Source organism: Allobosea lupini, assembly GCF_900109525.1.
In the GTDB taxonomy this organism is placed as follows: Bacteria; Pseudomonadota; Alphaproteobacteria; order Rhizobiales; family Beijerinckiaceae; genus Allobosea; species Allobosea lupini.
Genome location: NZ_FOAN01000004.1, coordinates 1 through 17,245, shown reverse-complemented (window position 1 = coordinate 17,245; position 17,245 = coordinate 1). Strand labels below are relative to the sequence as shown.

Genomic DNA, 17,245 nt, shown 5'->3' with positions numbered 1-17,245 from the left:
GTCGTCTCCTTTTTTCTTTGCAGTAGAGGCGCGGGGAACCCTTCTCCCGAGTGGGAGAAGGGCAGGGATGAGGGCCTGCCCTATCCGTTGAAGGCGCAACGGTGCCGTCGCGTTCAGGTAATCAGCGGCGGTCCCTCACCCCTGCCCCTCTCCCATCCGGGAGAGGGGTTCTCGCGCTGTGCCTCACTGCTTCTGCAGCGCCTCGGCCTTGGCCTGCATCGTCGCCGCGACCGTCTTCGGGTCGAGGTCCTGGATGATCATGCGCTGCGATTCTTCCATGACCATCTTGGCGAACTCGTTGAACTGCAACTCCAGCCCCTTTGGGATGCGGTCGACCTTGGCGTCGGCTGCCGCTTTCGTCGCCTGCACCAAGAGGTCGAAATGCGGCGTGTCCTTGATCGCAGCCGAGGTGTCGGCGTGCGGGGAGGGCGGCGGCGAGGCGCCCAGCGTCGCATAGCTCGACTGGAACTTGTCCGAGGTCGCGATGGCGATGAAGTCCCAGACCAGCTTCTTGTTCTCCTTGGGCGCATCGGCGGCGATGCCGAGCACGTTGGAGGAGCCGCCGACCGGGGGCTTGAACGGCACCATGCCGAGCTTGATCTGTTCCTTGGCCTTGCCCTTCTGGATGATCGGATAGAGCCAGGGCCCGTCCGTCTTCATCGCGATCTTGCCGTCGGCGAACATCTGGCGGACCTCGCCGGCCGGCAGGTCACGAGGCGTCAGGCTGGTCTTGACGATGGTCTTCCAGCGCGACAGGCCCTCGATCATCTCGGGCGTGTTGATCGTCACCTTGCCGGCATCGTTGGTCCAGCGCCCGCCGGCATCGAGCGTGTAGTTCATCATCTCGCTCATGTACTGGCCGCCGCCGCCCTTGGTCTCGTGGCCGGTGCCGAACTGGTCGACGATGCCGTCGCCGTTGAGGTCCTTGGTCAGCTTCTGCGCGGCGGCGAGGAATTCCGCATAGGTCTTGGGGACGGAAAGACCTTCCTTTTTCAGCAGTTCCTCGTTGTAGGCGAAGATGTAGCCGAAATAGAGCATCATCGTGCAGACGGTCTGCTTGTTCCAGGTGCAGGTGTCCTGCCCCGCCCAGCCCTTGAGGTCCAGTTTGGCATCCTTGATGTAAGGATCGAGCGGCTCGAGCCAGCCATTATCGGCGAACTTCTGGAACTCGAAGGAGGCGAGGTGGACGATGTCGGGCGGCTTGCCGCCGGCGAACAGCGTCGTCATCGTGTCGGCATAGGCGCCGCGCTCGACCTTGGTCCATTCGATCTTGACGCCGGGATGGGTCGCCTCGAACTCCTTGATCACCGAGCCCCACCAGTCGCCGACGCCGCGCTCGTCCTTCTGCCAGGAGACGAACTTCAGCACCTTGCCCTGCGCCCAGGCGGCGCCGGGGAGAAAGCCGGCGGCGAGCGCGAGCGCAGCCGCGGAGAATGCTAGCCTTGTCCTCGTCATGGTCTCCTCCTCCCTTGGTTTTTCTAGTCGCTAGAGCCGCTTCAGCAGCTTGAGCGCTTCCTTCGATGGCTCGACCCCGAGGCCTGGACCGCTCGGCAAACGATAGAAGCCGTCGCTGCAGTCCATGTCGCCCAAGAGCAATCGCCGGTTCGGCTCGAAGATCGAGTGCTGGAATTCATGGCACTCGACCGCCGCCAGCGCCGAGGACGCATGCAGGCTCGCCGCCAGGAACAAGCCGATGCCGATCGTGGCATGCGGGATGACCCTGAGGTGGTGCGCCTGCGCGTAGAGGCCGATGCGCATGAACTCGGTCACGCCCTTATGGCCCATCTCCGGCTGCACGATCGCGCAGGCCCGCCGGGCGACACGCGGCACGAGATCGTAGACCGTGCGCCATTCCTCCCCGGCCGCGACCGGCGTCGAGACCTTCGAGGCGACATGCGCGAGCCCGTCGAGATCCTCCGGCTTGACCGGCGCCTCGGCGAACCAGAGATCGTGCGGCTCCATCGTCCGGATCGCCGCGACGGCCTCCTCGCCGGTATGGACCCAGTGCATGTCGCAGGCGATGCGCGCTTTCGGCCCGAGCCGCTCGCGCAGCGTCGCGATCTCCGCGACATTGCCGTCATCGGCGACCGGAGCGGCAAACTTGAAACTGTCAAAGCCCTTGGCTTGCCACTCGGCGGCGAACTCGGCCCGCTCCGCCCGCGCAGGCTTCGGCAGGCCGGATATGTAAGCCGGCAAACGCTCATGCTTCTGGCCGCCGAGCAGCTTGACCAGCGGCAGGCTGGAAAGCTTGCCGCAGAGATCCCAGAGCGCGATGTCGATCGCGGCGAGCGCGTCGAGATAGAAGCCGCCGGTATAGCCGCGCACCCGCATCAGATCGTAGAGATCGTCATGGATGACGCTGACGTCGCGCGGGTCGCGTCCGACGACGAAGGGGCCGAGCAGGTCGTCGATGATCGCCATCGCCGCGCCCGGCGCGACGATGCCATAGGTCTCGCCCCAGCCGATGGCGCCGCTTGCCGTCTCGATCCTGACCACTACGGTGCGGTCGACGGTCGGATAGACCGTGCGGTTGCCCTTGCGGACGATATAGCCGTGGTCGTTGATGCGCTCGCCCTCGCGCAAGGCGCCGAGATAGGGCGTCTCGCGCGGAATGGTGATCGAGAAGACTTCGACGCGGGCGACACGCTCGGCCATCACGCGCCTCCGGTCAGGGCGGGCTCACGCGGCTCAACCCTCATGAGGTCGGTGCACGCCTCCAGCCAGGCGTCGATTTCGGCGACATCGAGCGCATCCATCGGCGGCACCTTCGCTCGCACGACCTGATTTGTCAGAACGCCACGCCGCGTCAGCACATGCTTGGTGAAGGCCATGCGGAAATTGAACTGGATCACCAGCAGCGGCAGCGTGCGCATGTAGAGCTCGCGCGCGTGCTCGATCTCGCCGGCGCGATAGGCCCGGTCCATGGCGACATGGATGTCGGCGAGCTCGACCGCCGGCATCGCGCCGCAGGCGCCGCGATTATACTCGTCGATCAGGTAGCGCGCCCCACCGCCGCCGATCACGCCCTTCAGATGCGCCGGCTTGCCGGCGGCGATCGCCGAGATGGCGAGGCCGGACGGCAGCGTCTCTTCCTTGACATATGTGATCGCCGGGTTGTCACGGACGATCTGCAGGATCGCCTCGGGCTTGAGGTCGGAGCCGCGCGGCGCCGGGGCGTTCTGCAATACGATCTCGATGCCGGGCACGGCCGCGGCGATCTCGCCATAAAAAGCCGAGACCGCTTCCGTCGTCGTGCCGACGCTCTTCGGCGCCTGGATCATCACATGGCCGATGCCGTTGGCGAGCGCCTCGCGGCAATGCGAGATCGCCTCAACCGCAGTCGGCGCGCTCGCGCCGGCGACGATCGGCACGCGCTTGCCGACCTTGGCGACCACGACCTTCAGCAGCGCCGCCCGCTCCGCCGCAGCGAGCTCGTCGACCTCGCTGGCGAAGCCCGGAAACACCACGCCGTCGACGCCGCTCGCGAGCGCGAAGGCAACGATCGCCGCCATCGCCTCGGGATCGATGGCGCCAGCCTCGGTGAACGGCGTCGGCAAGACCGGGAGCATGCCCTGCAACACTGCGTTCCTCCAGTCGATCCATATTATGGATCATTTGTTTTCTAATATGGACCGTACTTCTCGCGCTGGAAATCGTCAAGCGCGCATGAAAATGGCCGCCGGGGTTTGCACCCGGCGGCCTTGATGATTGCGCAACTTGTCGGCGGCGATCAGTGCGTGTGAGCTGCGGCCGGGGCACGCGCACCGACCGATTGCACGGAGAACTCGACGGGGACCGCTCCGGCCTTCTCGAAGGTCAGCGTGCCTTTGACCTTTTCCCCTTCCTTGAGCTGGCGCTTCAGATCCATGAACATGATGTGGTAGCCGCCGGGCTTGAGCTCGAGCTTGGCGCCGGGCTTGAGCTCGACGCCCTCAGGCAGGCCACGCATGGTCATCACGCCGTTGTTGACCGCCATTTCGTGGATCTCGACCTTGCCGGCGATCTCGCTGCTGCCGCCGAGCAGGCGGTCGGACGCGCTGCCGGTATTGGTCACGGCGACATATCCGCCGGCGACCTTGGCGCCGGCCGGGGTCGCGCGCGTCCAGGGCTGCTCGATCTTGAGCGGGCCGGCGCTGTAGTCCTGGGCGACGGCGGCGCTGCCGAGCGCCAGGATGGCAATGGCTGCGCAAGCGAGGCGAGAGATCATCGGGAACTCCTTCTGTTGTGAAAGTTGGATCGGGTTCAGGGGCGGATGTCGAGCGTCTCCTTGAGACGGGTCATCTCGAAATCCGAGACCAGGATCTCGAGCTCGACGGTCCAGCGGCCGGCCACGGGAAGCGTCAGATCGCCGATCTGCCAGCTACCGTCCGCCTGCTTGATTGCCTGCCGCTCGATCGGCTCGATGCCGGCTTCCGGCCGTGACAAGGCAAGCCGCAATTCCTTCGCCGCGAGCGGGCCGAACGCGCCGTCGAGCAGCGAGACGGTGATGGTCACAGGGCCGGTGCGGCCCGGCGTCACGCTGATGTCGGCCATCGCCTTGTCGGTGTGGATATGGACGCTGGCCGGCTGCGCTGCCGCGGCGGCGAGGGCGCGGGGCGGCGGCGTGAAGCGCCAGAGCGCGACGACAGCGAGGATGGCGACGATGATCACGATCTCAGCCGCGATGATCTGGGTCAGCAGCGCGCGGGCACCGGCGAGTCCAGAGACGACCGTTTCCGTCAGCCGGTAGCGGTTGAAGGCGCCGAGCCCGATCAACGCCGCGACCAGCACGAGCTTGCCGGTGAGCACGAGGCCATACGGTGTTGTCAGCAAAGCCTGCGGGCGCTCGACCTGGACGATGGCGAGCGCGCCGCCGCTGAGCAGGATGACGAGCAGCAGCGCGGGAATGCGCTGCGAGAACCGTTGCAGCGCCTGCGCTCCATCGGCTTGGCGCAGCGCGAAGGCGAGGGGCAGCAGCGCGCCTGCCCAGCCGGCCATGCCGATCGCATGCAGGAACACTGCCGGGCGGGTCAGCAATTGCGGCTCGGCGGCGCTGGCATGGCCGCTCGCGGCGAGAGCCGCGCCGAGGCCGAGCCAGGCGAGGGCTGCGAGCAAGCGTCCGCTTCGGCTGGGGACGAAGAGCGCGAGCAGTGCCACGAGCAAGGCGAGTATCGCGATCAGCGCAGTGCGGCCGAAACTGCTCGCAGCTGCCGCTTTCCAGACGGCCAGCTGCAGCACACCGGAAAGCGGCAAGGCCAGAGAATCGAGCCCCTGTGCCGCAAAGGCGACCGGCAGCGACAGCAGCCCGAGGAGGAGGAAGCCTGCGATTGGTCGGCGGGCGGCCACTGGCAAGGGAGCGACCCACGCCATGAAGGCGACGCCGCCAATGCCGAGCGCGAGTCCGAGAAGGAGCCCGAGCTTGCCGAGCCAGAGGACCACGCGCACGGTTGGCTCGGTCTGGCTTGCGGCAAGATCGGGCGCCCCACTCGGCGCACCGACAGAGAACAGCACCGAGCCGCCGACCGGATGGCCGTCCTCGGAGACAACGCGCCAGCTCAGCACATGCGTGCCATTGGCAAGGGCGGAGGGGGCCGCGATCGCGAGCGTCCGGTCCGTGAGCGTGAAGTGCGTCAGGGGTCGGCTCGTCCCGTCGGGGCCGATCAGCCTCAGCACCAAGGGCGAGACCGGCTCGCTGAAGCTGAGGCTGAACGCGCTGGGCGCACTGGCGATGACCGCACCGTCGGCCGGAACGGTCTTGGTCAAGGCGGCGTGCGCCAGGGCCTGCCCCGTCGTCGCCAGCGAGGCGAGGGCGAGGCCGAGCAGGATGAGGAAAAGGCGAAGCTGCCGGGTCATGGCGGAGAGGCGGCCGGGCGGGAGACCCGGCCGCGCTCGCTCACTTCTTGGGGATCAGCTTCAGGCCGGGAGCCGGGAACTTGTAGTCGTCAGCGGACTTGCCGGCGGCCGGGATCTCGATCCAGCGCTCGACTGCGCCGCCCTCGCATTCCTGCACCACCGGCACGTAGAGCGTGGTCTCCGGCTTGAGATCGGCGGTGAGATAGGCACGCAGGACGAACTCGTCATAGTGCTCGTCGAGCAGCTTGCCACCGCTCCAGCTGACTTCGGTGACGCCCTCGACCGTCGGCGTGCCGTAGTAGTCATAGGACTTCTCGTACTTGCCCTTGGTCGTCTCCAGCGTCCAGCCGGGCTTGGGCATCGGCTTGACCGCGATGACGCCCTCGGGAATGCGGACGCGGACCCTGGTCGTGGCCGCGCCCTTGCAGCCATGCGGCACCCGCAGCACGGCCTTGTAGGTCGAGCCGACCGGGGCCTGCTGGGTCTCCAGCGTGACATGAGCGAGAGCCGGGCCGGCGGTGAAAGCCGCGACGAGGGCGGCGAGCGAAAGCGATTTCATCGTGAGGAATCCCTGCGGAAGGGACGCCGGCATGGCCGGCGCAGCCGCACTTGGCGGCCTGGATCTGGAAGGTGCGCGCGAGCCGGCAGGGTGCCGTCGCGAGCGAATGGGATGGGAGGAAGGCCGCTGGCGGCTGTCAGATGATGCTGGTCGCGGCGCAGCGGTGCGCCGGAACATCCAGCTCAGAGAGCGGCGGGCGGTGCGCGCGGATTGGCCGGGGAGCGGCCGGCGATGAAGCCGGACGGGAGGTCGAGCCGGCGCTGGAAGGCGACGAGATCGACGCCGCGATGGATGATCGGCAGGAAATCGGTCGGGGCCGCTGGCGCGCCGGCACCAGTGAAGGCGCAGCCGAGCATGCAGCAGCTCATCAGCTCATGCGTCGCGGCGCCATCGCTTTGGCTCATCGGCTGATCGCCGCCGGCGCAGAGCGTCATCGCCAGGGAACGGTCAAGGCTGAAGTTCGCGGCATTGGCGCCGGAGGCTAGGCCCGCGAAGATCGCCTGCAGCACGACGAGATAGGCCGCGGCCAGCGCGACCCAGCGTCTCATCCCTGCATTGTGGCGCCCTGCGGACAAAACCGACCCTCCTGCGGCTTCGATAGCATGGCTGCCGGCAGGGTCAATTTGCGTCAGTGTCTCAGTGGCTATGGTGCTCGCAATGGCTGTGGTCGGCCAGCGCCTCGATCACGGCGCAGTCGCTGGCGGCAACCCCGCCCGAGCAAACCGTTGCGATCCGGGCGAGTTCCGCCTCCAGCGAGCGCAAACGCGCGATCTTGTCGCGCACTTCGTCGAGATGTTCGGCCGCAATCGCATGCGCCTCGTCGCAGGCCATGCCGGGTGTGTCCGAAAGCCGCAGCAGGGTACGGATGCTCTCGACCGCGAAGCCGAGGTCGCGCGCATGCTTGATGAAGGCGAGCCGCTCGACATGGGCGCGGCCATAGCGCCGCTGGTTGCCCTCGGACCGCTCCGGCTCCGGCAGCAGGCCGACCTGCTCGTAATAGCGGATGGTCTCGACCTTGACTCCGGTCCGCTCGGCCAAAGTCCCGATCGGCACCACGCGCTCCAGGGTTTTCGCAGGCGGCATGATTTTCCTCTTGAAGCTGTAGTGGCTAGAGGTTGTAGGTAGGTGGTCCCGCAACGCTGTCAAGCGGAGACGAGAGCATGGCGACCGCCGCAAAAGCCGAAACGGAAACGCTGTCCTGGACGATCGGCGGCATGGATTGCGCCAGCTGCGCGGCGAAGATTCGTGGCGCTGTCGAGCGGCTGCCCGGCGTCTCCGACGTGCGTCTCTCGGTGATGTCGGAGACGCTGACGCTCTCCCTCGACGAGAGTCGGACGCGGCGCGATGCGATCGAGAAGCGCGTCGTCAGTCTGGGCTATACGGCGATGCCGGCGAGCGCGCCGCGCACCGCTGCGCCTGAGCCCGCTTCGAACTGCGGCTGCGGTCATGATCACGGGCCGACCGACAAGGCGCAGGCCTGCGGCGGGCACGAGCATGCCCATGACCACGATCGCGACCATAGCCACGGCAAGGCCGGCAAGGGCGCCGACCATGGCCACGGCCTGCCCGGCCATGTCCATGAGCCGCCGCCAGACGGGGTCTCCTGGTACCAGACCGGCAAGGGCAGGCTCGTCCTGCTGACCGGCGCGCTGCTCGGCGCCGCCTGGCTCGCCAAGTTCACGGTCTCCGAGACGGCCGCCTACTGGGCCTTTGTCATCGCCTGCGTGATCGGCGTCGTGCCGGTGGCGCGGCGCGCTTTCGCCGCGGCAAGGGTGGGCCAGCCCTTCACCATCGAGATGCTGATGACGATCGCCGCGACCGGCGCACTCGTCATCGGTGCGGCCGAGGAGGCGGCGCTGGTCGTCTTCCTCTTCGCCGTCGGCGAGGTGCTGGAGGGCGTCGCCGCCGATCGCGCCCGCGCCTCGATCAGGGCGCTCGGCGATCTCGTGCCCAAGACGGCCATCGTCGAGGAGAACGGCGAGACCCGCCAGGTCGATGCTGCCGCGCTGACCGTCGGTCAGATCGTGCTGGTGCGTCCGGGCGACCGCATCCCCGCCGACGGCGCGATCAGCGACGGCGTCTCCGGCATCGACGAGAGCCCGATCACCGGCGAATCCGTACCGAAGACCAAGGGTGTCGGCGATCCCGTCTATGCCGGCTCGGTCAATCGCGAGGCGGCGCTGCGCGTGCGCGTCGAGAAGGCGACTGAGGACAACACCATCGCCAGGATCATCCGCCTGGTCGAGGAAGCCCAGGAGGCGCGCGCGCCGACCGAGCGCTTCATCGACCGCTTCTCGCGCATCTACATGCCCGCGATCGTCGGCCTCGCCATCCTGGTCGCGCTGGTCCCGCCGCTGGCGTTTGGCGGCGAGTGGTCGGTCTGGATCTACCGGGCGCTGGCGCTGTTGCTGATCGGCTGTCCCTGCGCGCTGGTCATCTCGGTGCCGGCCTCGATCGCGGCGGCGCTCTCGACCGGCGCGCGCCAGGGCCTGCTGCTCAAGGGCGGCGTGGTGATCGAGGCCGCCGCGCGTACCGGCGTCGTTGCCTTCGACAAGACGGGAACGCTGACCGCGGGTGAGCCGCGCGTCACCGAAATCGTCAGCCTCGGCCGTGACGAGCGCAAGGTCGTCGAGCTCGCCGCAGCCGTCGAGACCGGCTCCAGCCATCCGCTGGCACTCGCCATCCTCGCCCGCGCCAGGGCGGATGGTGTTCCGGTGCGGCCTGCAGCCAACGCTGCGGCATTGGCCGGTAAGGGCGTCACCGGCGAACTCGACGGGGTTGCCGTCTTCGTTGGCGCGCCGCGCCATGCCAGGGAGCGCGCCAGCTTCGACACAGCGGCGCTCGAGACGGTCGAACGGCTCGAAACCGCGGGCAAGACCGTCGCCGCCGTCATCGCCGACGGCGCGCTCGCCGGCCTCATCGCCCTGCGCGACGAGCCGCGCGAGGATGCTGCCGCCGCGATCGCCGAACTCAGGGCGCTCGGCGTCCGCTCGGTGATGCTGACCGGCGACAATGCCCGCACCGGTGCCGCCATCGCCGGCTCGCTCGGTCTGGAGCACAAGGCCGAATTGATGCCGGACGACAAGGTCACGGCCATCAAGGAACTTGCGCTTGAAGCGCCGGTGATGATGGTCGGCGACGGCATCAACGATGCCCCGGCGCTGGCTGCCGCCAATATCGGCGTCGCGATGGGCTCGGGCACCGATGTCGCGCTCGAGACCGCAGACGGCGCCGTGCTGAAGAGCCGGGTGCGCGACATCGCCGCGATGATCCGGCTGGCCCGGGCGGCGATGGGCAACATTCGTGCGAACATCGCGATCGCGCTCGGCCTGAAGGCGGTGTTCCTGGTCACCAGCGTGCTTGGCTATACGGGTCTCTGGGTTGCGATCCTCGCCGATACCGGCGCGACCGTGCTCGTCACCGCGAACGCGCTGCGCCTGCTGCGCTTCGACGCCGGCAAGGCCGGCTGAAAGAGCGATCCATGTCCGGCATGGAGAGCGCGCTCTTCCGCCTCGTCGCGGCCGAAGGTGCCGCATGACCTGGCCGCACAGACTTGCCTATGTTGCTGCAATCGCTCTTGCCGCCGCCGGGCTCGATCAGGCCAGCAAATGGCTGATGCTGGAGATCGTGCTCAATCCACCGGAGCCGGTCGCGCTGACGCCCTTCCTCAACCTGCGCCTCGGCTTCAATACCGGCGTCAGCTTCGGCCTGTTCCGCGAGATGCTCGAAGCCTGGCCCGGCCTGCTCGGACTGTTCAAGTTCGCGGCCGGCTTCGGCCTGCTGGCCTGGGCGGCGCTCGCCGGGCATCGGCTCGAACGCATCGGCCTCTCGCTGATGGCGGGCGGGGCCTTCGGCAATGCGATCGATCGCTGGCGCCAGGGTGCGGTCACCGATTTCCTCGATCTGCATTGGGGCGACTGGCACTGGCCGACCTTCAACGGTGCCGACATCGCATTGACCTTGGGCGTGGTGCTGATGCTGCTGGCGGCGTTGCCGAGCAGGGAGCGACCCCGCGCCGCGCGCAAGAATCGGTCTTGTTCACGAGTCGTTAGCGCCAGACGCCGATAATTTTAGCCATGTCCGATCGCTCTATAGTCCAGCGTCTCCGGCGCTTCGCGCTGCTCGGTGCCGCCGCCATCGCCCTCTCGTCCTGCGTCGGGGTGGACGGCGACGGCCGCGGCAACCAGCCGCTGCCGGCGGCGCTTGTCTCGCAGATGTCGGCGAAGGGCATGAGCCAGGCCGACCCGATCGTCGTGCGCCTCTACAAGAAGGAGAGCGAGCTCGAGGTCTGGAAGCGCGATCGCTCCGGCCAATATGCCCTGCTCAAGACCTATCCGATGTGCCGCTGGTCCGGCCAGCTCGGGCCGAAGAAGCGCGAGGGCGACCGGCAGGCGCCGGAGGGCTTCTATATGGTAACGCCCGAGCTGATGAATCCGAAATCGGCGTATTACCTCTCCTATAATCTCGGCTACCCGAACGCGCTGGAGAAGGCGCAGGGCTATACCGGCTCGGCCCTGATGATCCACGGCGCCTGCACCTCGGCCGGCTGCTACGCCATGACCGATGACGGCGTGACGGAACTCTATGGTCTCGCGCGCGAGGCTTTTGCCGGCGGGCAGCGCAGCTTCCAGGTCCAGGCCTTCCCCTTCCGGATGACGCCGGAGAACCTGGCCCGCCATCGCGGCAATCCGAACATCGCCTTCTGGCGCAATCTCAAGGAAGGCTCGGATCATTTCGAGGCGACGCGGCAGCCACCGAAGCTCGCGACCTGCGGCGGCCGCTATGTCTTCAATCCGGCGGGCGATGCCTCGGCCTTCGTCCCCGGTGCGCCGTGCCCGGCCTATGAGACCGATCCGGAGGTCGCCTCGCTGGTCTCCGCGCGCAGCGCCCGCGACGAGGCGCGCCTCGCCGAGCTCACCGGCAGCCTGCCGGCGATGAGCCATGCGCTGATGGATGGCGGCATGCATCAGAGCTTCCGCAAGCTCCTGCGCACCATCGGGCCGGAGCGGATGCAGACCATTGTCGCCGGCAAGGTCGAGATCAGCGCGCCGCAGGCGGCGCTGGCCGATCCTTATGGTGGTAGCGGCGATGATGAGCCGCAGCAGGCAACGGCGACCGGGTCGATTTCGCCGCGTTGACGCCGGCGAGGCTGGCGGCCAGACAAAGGCGCATGCCGATCCTCAAGATCATTCGTTATGGCGCCTGGGGCGCTGTCGTCATCGTCGCCTTCGCCGCCGCCGCGATCACGCTCGGCTGGTGGCGGGTCGACGGACCCGGCCGGCCGAGCTCGGGCGGGTCCGTATCGACCCCGCTGGCCGATGTCGGCGGTCCCTTCACCTCGACCGACCATACCGGCCGCAAGGTCTCGCAGGCCGATTATCTCGGCAAGCCGACGCTGGTCTTCTTCGGCTTCACCCATTGTCCCGAGGTCTGCCCGACCACGCTGTTCGAGCTCACAACTCTGCTCGGCAAGCTCGGCGCCGATGCCGACAGGCTCAACGTGCTGTTCGTCTCGGTCGATCCCGAGCGCGACACGCCGGCGCAGCTTTCGCTCTATCTGCAATCCTTCGATCCGCGCATCGTCGGGCTCTCGGGCACGCAGGCCGAGGTCGATGCGGCACTGAAGGCCTACAAGGCCTATGCCAGGCGCATCCCGACGGCGGAGGGCTATACCATGGACCACACCGCATCGGTCTATCTGATGGACGCGGAGGGGCGCTTCCGCAGCCTGATCGATTATCACGAGGAACAGGACTCGGCGCTGGCGAAGGTCAGGCTGCTGCTGAAGCGCTGAAACTCCACTTCAAACCACGTCAGCCCTCATCCTGAGGACGCCGCATCGCGGCCGTCTCGAAGGATGCTTCAGGAGACTCGGGAAGCATCTGGAGCATCCTTCGAGACCCAGCCTGTGGCTGCTCCTCAGGACGAGGGCTGAGGGAAAGGCGGCAGGAAAAAAGCCGCCTCAACGCCGGTTCAGCAGGATCATCTTCTCCTGCGTCATGTCGCGCATGGTGTAGGGGATGCCACCGGTGCCGTAGCCGGATTCCTTGCGGCCGGCGAAGGGCATCCAGTCGGTGCGGAAGGCGGTGGGGTCGTTGACCATCACCGCCGAGGCGTCGAGCCGCTCGGCGGCGTGCAGCGCAACGTCGATGTCTTGTGCGAAGACGCTGGCCTGGAAGGCGACGTTGAGCGAATTGGCCCGAGCAATGGCCTCGTCGAGCTTGCTGTAGCGGTAGACGCAGACCAGCGGGCCGAAGACCTCGAGCTGCGAGACCTTGGCGTCGGCGGCCGGGTCGAGCAGCACCGCCGGTTCCAGCGTCGTCTCCGACAGCCGTTTGCCGCCGAGCGCAAGCTTCGCTCCACCCTTGACGGCCTCGTCGATCCAGCTTGCGACCCTATCTGCCTCCCTGGGCAGGATCAGCGGGCCGACCTCGGTCTCCTTCAGCGCGGGATCGCCGGTGCGCAATTTGGCGACGCGTGCCACCAGCCGCTCGGTGAAGGCGTCGGCGATCTCCTCATGCACGTAGATGCGCTGCGTCGACACGCAGACCTGGCCGGCATGGTAGTAGCCGCCCTTGACCAGCGGCTCGATGATCCGCTCGAGATCGGCACTGCGGTCGACGATGGCCGGCGCCGCCCCGCCATGCTCCAGAGCCGAGCGCGCGCCATGCGCCAGCTTGGCATGCAGCGACCAGCCGACTTTGGCCGAGCCGATGAAGCTGAGGAAGGCGACGCGCCGGTCGGTCACGAGCTTCTCGGCGAGCTCGTTGCTCTCCGGCAGGAACATCTGGCACCAGGCCTCCGGGAGGCCGGCCTCGTGCACCAGCGCGACGAAATCGCGGCAGCAGAGCGGCGTCGTGCTCGCCGGCTTGATGATCACCGGGCAACCGGTGGCGATCGCCGGTGCGACCTGGTGCACGATCAGGTTGAGCGGGTGGTTGAAGGCCGAGATCGCCGCGACGATGCCGATCGGCTCCCTGGTGGTGAAGGCCCAGCGCCCGGCAGCGGCCGGCGTCAGCCCCATCGGGATCTCGCGCCCGGCGAAGTTGCGCAGTTCGTCGGCGGCGTTGTGGACGCCGTCGATGGCGCGGGTCGTCTCGATGATCGCATCGGTCAGCGGCTTGCCGCCTTCTCGCGCGATCTGGCGGGCGAAATGGTCGCGCTTGGCCGACAGGAGCTCGGCGAGCTTGCGCAGGATCGCGATCCGCTCATGCGGTTTCAGCCAGTTGTCGCGATCGCGGAAGACCGTCTCGGCCGCCTGCAATTTGGCTTCGAGCGCCGCCGCATCGTCGGTGGCGATCGCCTCGATCGGCGCGCGATCATAGGCCTGGACCACTGTCAGCATCGTCGTCTCCTCGGTGGTTTCCATACCGGCGGCCTGGACGGGACGCCCAAAGCTAGAAACAAGTGCGGGTCGTCCCAGGTGACCGGATAGAGATCCGGGACCCCTGCCTGAACCTCATTCGGAAAGGCTCAGGCATGGATCCCGGATTTCCGCTGCGCTCCGTCCGGGATGACCCGAGTCTTTCCTGCGAGCGCAGCAGATTGGCTCAGGCAAGCTCGATATCCGGCGTCTTGTTGCGCAGCTCCTCGACGAGCACACGGGTGTTCTCGGAATAGTCGATCGGCACCTCGACGAGATGGACGCCGCCGCCCTCGAAGGCCGCCTCCAGCGTCGGCACCAGCTCGGCGGCCGAGCCAACGCGCGAGCCCTTGGCGCCATAGGCCTTGGCATAGGCGACGAAATCGGGATTGCCGAAGCTCATCCCGTAATCGGCGAAGCCGTCGACCGCCTGCTTCCAGCGGATCATGCCGTAGGCGCTGTCGTTGAGGATGACGACGACGAGGTTGAGGCCGAGCCGGACGGCGGTCTCCATCTCCTGGCTGTTCATCATGAAGCCGCCGTCGCCGCAGACCGCCATGACCCGGCGCTTGGGATGCAGCATCGCCGCCATCATCGCCGAGGGCAGGCCGGCGCCCATCGTCGCCAGCGCATTGTCGAGCAGCAGCGTGTTGGCGACATGGGTGCGGTAATTGCGCGCGAACCAGATCTTGTACATGCCGTTGTCGAGGCAGACCATGCCGTCCTCCGGCATCACGGCGCGGATGTCGTGGACGATGCGCTGCGGCGTGATCGGGAAGCGATCCTCCTCGGAGCGGTCGTTGAGATGCGCGAGGATCTTCTGGCGCAGCTCCAGCATGATCGGATCGGCTTCGACCTGGCCGCCCAGCTGCTCCGCCAACGCCGTGACGGTCGCGCCGATATCGCCGATCACCTCGGCATCGGGGTGGTAGACCTGCTCGACCGTCGCCGACTGGTAGCCGACATGGATCACCTTCGGCCCGCCGGCGCTCTTCATCAGGAAGGGCGGCTTCTCGACCGTGTCGTGGCCGATCGCGATGATCAGGTCGGCCCGGTCGACCGCCTGGTGGACATAGTCGCCCTCGGACAGGGCGGCAGTGCCGACATAGAGGTTCGAGCCGCCAGTGACGGCGCCCTTGCCCATCTGGGTGTTGAAGAAGGGCAGCTTCACCCGCCGCACGAAATCGGAGAGCGGCTCGACCAGCCGCGGCCGGTTGCCGGCGGCGCCGATCATCACCAGAGGCCGCTTGGCAGCGAGGATCATCTCGGACGCGCGGGCGATCGCCTTGGGATGAGCCACGGGGTGCTCCAGCGGATGCACCGGGATCAGCGGCACGTCGGCGACCTCCTCGCCGGCGATGTCTTCCGGCAGTTCGAGATGCACCGGGCCGGGCCGTTCCTCCATCGCGACGCGGAAGGCGTCGCGCACCACCGCCGGGATGCTGGCGGCGCTGACGATCTGCCGGGTCATCTTGGTCAGCGGCTTCATCGAGGCGACGACATCGACGATCTGGAACCGCGCCTGCTTGGCGCTCATGATCGCCTTCTGGCCGGTGATCAGGATCATCGGCATGGCGCCGAGATGGGCATAGGCCGCTCCGGTCGAGAAGTTGAGCGCGCCGGGCCCCAATGTCGCGATGCAGACGCCGGGACGCCCGGTCAGCCGGCCATGCGTCGCCGCCATGAAGGCGGCCGCCTGCTCGTGCCGGGTCAGGACAAGCTCGATCTTCGAGGTCCGGAGGGACTCGACGACGTCGAGGTTTTCCTCGCCGGGAACGCCGAAGATGCGATCGACGCCCTCGTTCTCGAGCGCGGCCACCAGGAGATCGGAACCCTTCGTCATTGCCATCGCCTATCCGGAACACCTCGATACCGCGAAAGGTAGGCTTCCCGCACGAGAAGGGAAAGCCGGCGCATGGCAGGGTTGCTAGCGCGGCAGGAGCATCCCGATGCCGCCGGCGCGCGCCTTCTCCAGCACGAGATGCGCGAGCGCGAGATCCGCGAGCGCGAAGCCGCGGAAGCAGAACAGCGAGCGCTTCGTTCCGGCATCGGCCAATGGCATCTGCGAGAGCGCGGCAAGGTCATGGCCGAAGCGGACGCTGGCCACTGGCTGCCCGTCGACGTCATAGGGCGCCTGCGACTGGGCGAGGCTGTCGGTTGCGAGGATGTCGAAGGCGGGCAGCGCCTCGGGCAGCCAGCTGCGGCCTGTGTCGACCGCCGCAGCAAAGGACGCAGGCTTCATCCGGCTGGCATCGAGGAAGGGGCGCAGGCCCGGCGTCGCCGGAACCATCGAGATGACGATGTCGCTGCGGGCGAGCAGCCTGTCGGCATCGTCGACGATCTCCGTGGTGAGGCTCTGCGCTGCTGCAGCTTCCGCCAGGCGCTCGGCCGAGCTGCGGCTGCGGCTCAGCATCAGTGTGGTCGTGAGGCCGGGATAGAGATCGTGGAAGGCCGCGAGATGGGCATGGGCCTGCAGGCCGCAGCCGACGAAACCGATCGTGCGTGCGTCGGGCGGGGCGAGCAGCGAGGCGGCAGCCGCCGACATCGCCGCGGTCCGCACCAGCGTGATCTCGTCGCCGTCGAGGATCGCGAGCGGGGCACCCGTCGCATAATCGCTGACGCAGATCAGTGCGCTCACGCTCGGTACGGAGCTGCCTCCCTGCGATGGCGCCGAGGCGACCCATTTTACCGTGGCGATCGCTTGCGCCTGCGAGGCTGCGGTCATCGCCTGAAAGGCGTGGCCGGGGCCGAGCGCGAGCGCGCTCTTCGGCAGGCTGCGGTTTCGTCCGGCGGCATGGTCACGGAAGGCGGCGAGCACGGCCTCTCGCGCCTCGCGCGGAGTGACGGAACAAGCCCGCACGTCCTTGTGCGAGAGATAGAGGAGGTCATTGCTCATCGCTTGAACCGCTTCGCGACGGGAGGGGCATGGGCCGGCCGGTCCATCAGGATCGGGTATGAGCACAGGAGAAGCGGCGGGCAAGGCCGAGGCGAGCTGATCGTACGGAGTGGCTCCCTCATGGAGCGGGGGGTCTGCGGGGTGATTTGCCTGGCGACAGGGCCGATTTGCCGGGCTCCATTTGCCGATTAAAATGTAAGCCATTGAAAACGCAGGGATTATCGACCGAGATCCACTTTTGTCGAAAAACTTTCATCTGGTGTGTTGACAGCGGAACGGGGGTCCCCCTATAAAGCGGCCATCGAGACGGCGCCGCCGCTGGCGGGGCCGCTCTACTGCGCTTCACGGGAACGTTGGGCTTCGCTGCCGACTTAGTCGGTGGTCGCGGCTGTTTCTGGAGGCCTTGCTGTTTGACAAGTAAAGACAGAAAGAGAAACGTGGACGGCGGAGTTCTTGCGGACTTAGCTTCAGGCTAAGTCGAACGAGACTTCGGTGTGCTGCGTTTACAAGAGCCATCGCTGATGATCTTAGGGTCATCAAGCAATGACTCCGTCAATACGCAGCGATGCCGGAACAAACTCATCAAATCTGAGAG

At 67.3% G+C, this 17,245-nt stretch carries 15 protein-coding genes; 4 read left to right on the top strand and 11 right to left on the bottom strand.

Going from position 1 to position 17,245, the window contains the following annotated elements; all coding sequences use genetic code 11:
• Nucleotides 1-183 precede the first annotated feature (183 nt).
• The 8 genes from BMZ21_RS12735 to BMZ21_RS12700 form a co-directional block, all read right to left on the bottom strand.
• Nucleotides 184-1,455: an ABC transporter substrate-binding protein gene (locus tag BMZ21_RS12735; RefSeq protein ID WP_091834482.1), complete on the bottom strand. Its 1,272-nt coding sequence runs from the start codon at nucleotides 1,453-1,455 to the stop codon at nucleotides 184-186.
• 30 nt (nucleotides 1,456-1,485) lie between these two features.
• Nucleotides 1,486-2,655: a mandelate racemase/muconate lactonizing enzyme family protein gene (locus BMZ21_RS12730; protein WP_091834479.1), complete on the bottom strand. Its 1,170-nt coding sequence runs from the start codon at nucleotides 2,653-2,655 to the stop codon at nucleotides 1,486-1,488.
• The gene (locus tag BMZ21_RS12725) at nucleotides 2,655-3,569 is read right to left on the bottom strand and encodes a dihydrodipicolinate synthase family protein (protein WP_091836000.1); all 915 of its coding nucleotides are present in this window, start codon (nucleotides 3,567-3,569) and stop codon (nucleotides 2,655-2,657) included. The genes BMZ21_RS12730 and BMZ21_RS12725 overlap by 1 nt, the downstream gene beginning before the upstream one ends.
• A 161-nt stretch (nucleotides 3,570-3,730) precedes the next feature.
• Nucleotides 3,731-4,207, bottom strand: a complete 477-nt coding sequence (locus tag BMZ21_RS12720) for a copper chaperone PCu(A)C (RefSeq protein WP_091834476.1) — start codon at nucleotides 4,205-4,207, stop codon at nucleotides 3,731-3,733.
• Between the two features lie 35 nt (nucleotides 4,208-4,242).
• Complete coding sequence (locus tag BMZ21_RS12715) at nucleotides 4,243-5,832, bottom strand: copper resistance CopC/CopD family protein (RefSeq protein ID WP_091834473.1); 1,590 nt, start codon at nucleotides 5,830-5,832, stop codon at nucleotides 4,243-4,245.
• Between the two features lie 40 nt (nucleotides 5,833-5,872).
• Entirely contained in the window at nucleotides 5,873-6,391 is a 519-nt protein-coding gene (locus BMZ21_RS12710; RefSeq protein WP_091834470.1) for a YcnI family copper-binding membrane protein, read from the bottom strand.
• A gap of 182 nt (nucleotides 6,392-6,573) precedes the next feature.
• The gene (locus BMZ21_RS12705) at nucleotides 6,574-6,939 is read right to left on the bottom strand and encodes a hypothetical protein (RefSeq protein ID WP_091834467.1); all 366 of its coding nucleotides are present in this window, start codon (nucleotides 6,937-6,939) and stop codon (nucleotides 6,574-6,576) included.
• A gap of 88 nt (nucleotides 6,940-7,027) precedes the next feature.
• Nucleotides 7,028-7,447: a MerR family transcriptional regulator gene (locus BMZ21_RS12700; protein ID WP_091835995.1), complete on the bottom strand. Its 420-nt coding sequence runs from the start codon at nucleotides 7,445-7,447 to the stop codon at nucleotides 7,028-7,030.
• A gap of 104 nt (nucleotides 7,448-7,551) precedes the next feature.
• Between BMZ21_RS12700 and BMZ21_RS12695 the strand changes: the two genes are divergently transcribed.
• From BMZ21_RS12695 to BMZ21_RS12680, 4 genes are all read left to right on the top strand, one after another.
• Entirely contained in the window at nucleotides 7,552-9,861 is a 2,310-nt protein-coding gene (locus tag BMZ21_RS12695) for a heavy metal translocating P-type ATPase (RefSeq protein ID WP_091834464.1), read from the top strand.
• A gap of 64 nt (nucleotides 9,862-9,925) precedes the next feature.
• A complete protein-coding gene (lspA, locus tag BMZ21_RS12690; protein ID WP_091834460.1) occupies nucleotides 9,926-10,459 on the top strand; it encodes a signal peptidase II in 534 nt (177 codons plus the stop codon).
• Between the two features lie 8 nt (nucleotides 10,460-10,467).
• Complete coding sequence (locus BMZ21_RS12685) at nucleotides 10,468-11,529, top strand: L,D-transpeptidase family protein (protein WP_091834457.1); 1,062 nt, start codon at nucleotides 10,468-10,470, stop codon at nucleotides 11,527-11,529.
• Nucleotides 11,530-11,561: 32 nt separating this feature from the next.
• Nucleotides 11,562-12,185, top strand: coding sequence for an SCO family protein (locus tag BMZ21_RS12680; protein ID WP_091834452.1), 624 nt, complete (start codon nucleotides 11,562-11,564; stop codon nucleotides 12,183-12,185).
• A gap of 168 nt (nucleotides 12,186-12,353) precedes the next feature.
• Here BMZ21_RS12680 and BMZ21_RS12675 read toward each other — a convergent pair whose 3' ends face one another.
• The 3 genes from BMZ21_RS12675 to BMZ21_RS12665 all read right to left on the bottom strand — a co-directional run bounded on the left by BMZ21_RS12675 (nucleotide 12,354) and on the right by BMZ21_RS12665 (nucleotide 16,650).
• A complete protein-coding gene (locus tag BMZ21_RS12675; RefSeq protein ID WP_091835992.1) occupies nucleotides 12,354-13,736 on the bottom strand; it encodes an aldehyde dehydrogenase family protein in 1,383 nt (460 codons plus the stop codon).
• 205 nt (nucleotides 13,737-13,941) lie between these two features.
• The gene (locus BMZ21_RS12670; RefSeq protein ID WP_091834449.1) at nucleotides 13,942-15,597 is read right to left on the bottom strand and encodes an acetolactate synthase large subunit; all 1,656 of its coding nucleotides are present in this window, start codon (nucleotides 15,595-15,597) and stop codon (nucleotides 13,942-13,944) included.
• 84 nt (nucleotides 15,598-15,681) lie between these two features.
• Entirely contained in the window at nucleotides 15,682-16,650 is a 969-nt protein-coding gene (locus tag BMZ21_RS12665) for an ornithine cyclodeaminase family protein (protein WP_167561628.1), read from the bottom strand.
• Nucleotides 16,651-17,245 lie beyond the last annotated feature (595 nt).

What these genes read in the sequence shown, in the direction of transcription:
- BMZ21_RS12735 (WP_091834482.1), bottom strand. Translation starts at nt 1,455, where the DNA reads ATGACGAGGACAAGGCTAGCATTCTCCGCGGCTGCGCTCGCGCTCGCC.
- BMZ21_RS12730 (WP_091834479.1), bottom strand. Translation starts at nt 2,655, where the DNA reads ATGGCCGAGCGTGTCGCCCGCGTCGAAGTCTTCTCGATCACCATTCCG.
- BMZ21_RS12725 (WP_091836000.1), bottom strand. Translation starts at nt 3,569, where the DNA reads ATGCTCCCGGTCTTGCCGACGCCGTTCACCGAGGCTGGCGCCATCGAT.
- BMZ21_RS12720 (WP_091834476.1), bottom strand. Translation starts at nt 4,207, where the DNA reads ATGATCTCTCGCCTCGCTTGCGCAGCCATTGCCATCCTGGCGCTCGGC.
- BMZ21_RS12715 (WP_091834473.1), bottom strand. Translation starts at nt 5,832, where the DNA reads ATGACCCGGCAGCTTCGCCTTTTCCTCATCCTGCTCGGCCTCGCCCTC.
- BMZ21_RS12710 (WP_091834470.1), bottom strand. Translation starts at nt 6,391, where the DNA reads ATGAAATCGCTTTCGCTCGCCGCCCTCGTCGCGGCTTTCACCGCCGGC.
- BMZ21_RS12705 (WP_091834467.1), bottom strand. Translation starts at nt 6,939, where the DNA reads ATGAGACGCTGGGTCGCGCTGGCCGCGGCCTATCTCGTCGTGCTGCAG.
- BMZ21_RS12695 (WP_091834464.1), top strand. Translation starts at nt 7,552, where the DNA reads ATGGCGACCGCCGCAAAAGCCGAAACGGAAACGCTGTCCTGGACGATC.
- lspA (WP_091834460.1), top strand. Translation starts at nt 9,926, where the DNA reads ATGACCTGGCCGCACAGACTTGCCTATGTTGCTGCAATCGCTCTTGCC.
- BMZ21_RS12685 (WP_091834457.1), top strand. Translation starts at nt 10,468, where the DNA reads ATGTCCGATCGCTCTATAGTCCAGCGTCTCCGGCGCTTCGCGCTGCTC.
- BMZ21_RS12680 (WP_091834452.1), top strand. Translation starts at nt 11,562, where the DNA reads ATGCCGATCCTCAAGATCATTCGTTATGGCGCCTGGGGCGCTGTCGTC.
- BMZ21_RS12675 (WP_091835992.1), bottom strand. Translation starts at nt 13,736, where the DNA reads ATGCTGACAGTGGTCCAGGCCTATGATCGCGCGCCGATCGAGGCGATC.
- BMZ21_RS12670 (WP_091834449.1), bottom strand. Translation starts at nt 15,597, where the DNA reads ATGACGAAGGGTTCCGATCTCCTGGTGGCCGCGCTCGAGAACGAGGGC.
- BMZ21_RS12665 (WP_167561628.1), bottom strand. Translation starts at nt 16,650, where the DNA reads ATGAGCAATGACCTCCTCTATCTCTCGCACAAGGACGTGCGGGCTTGT.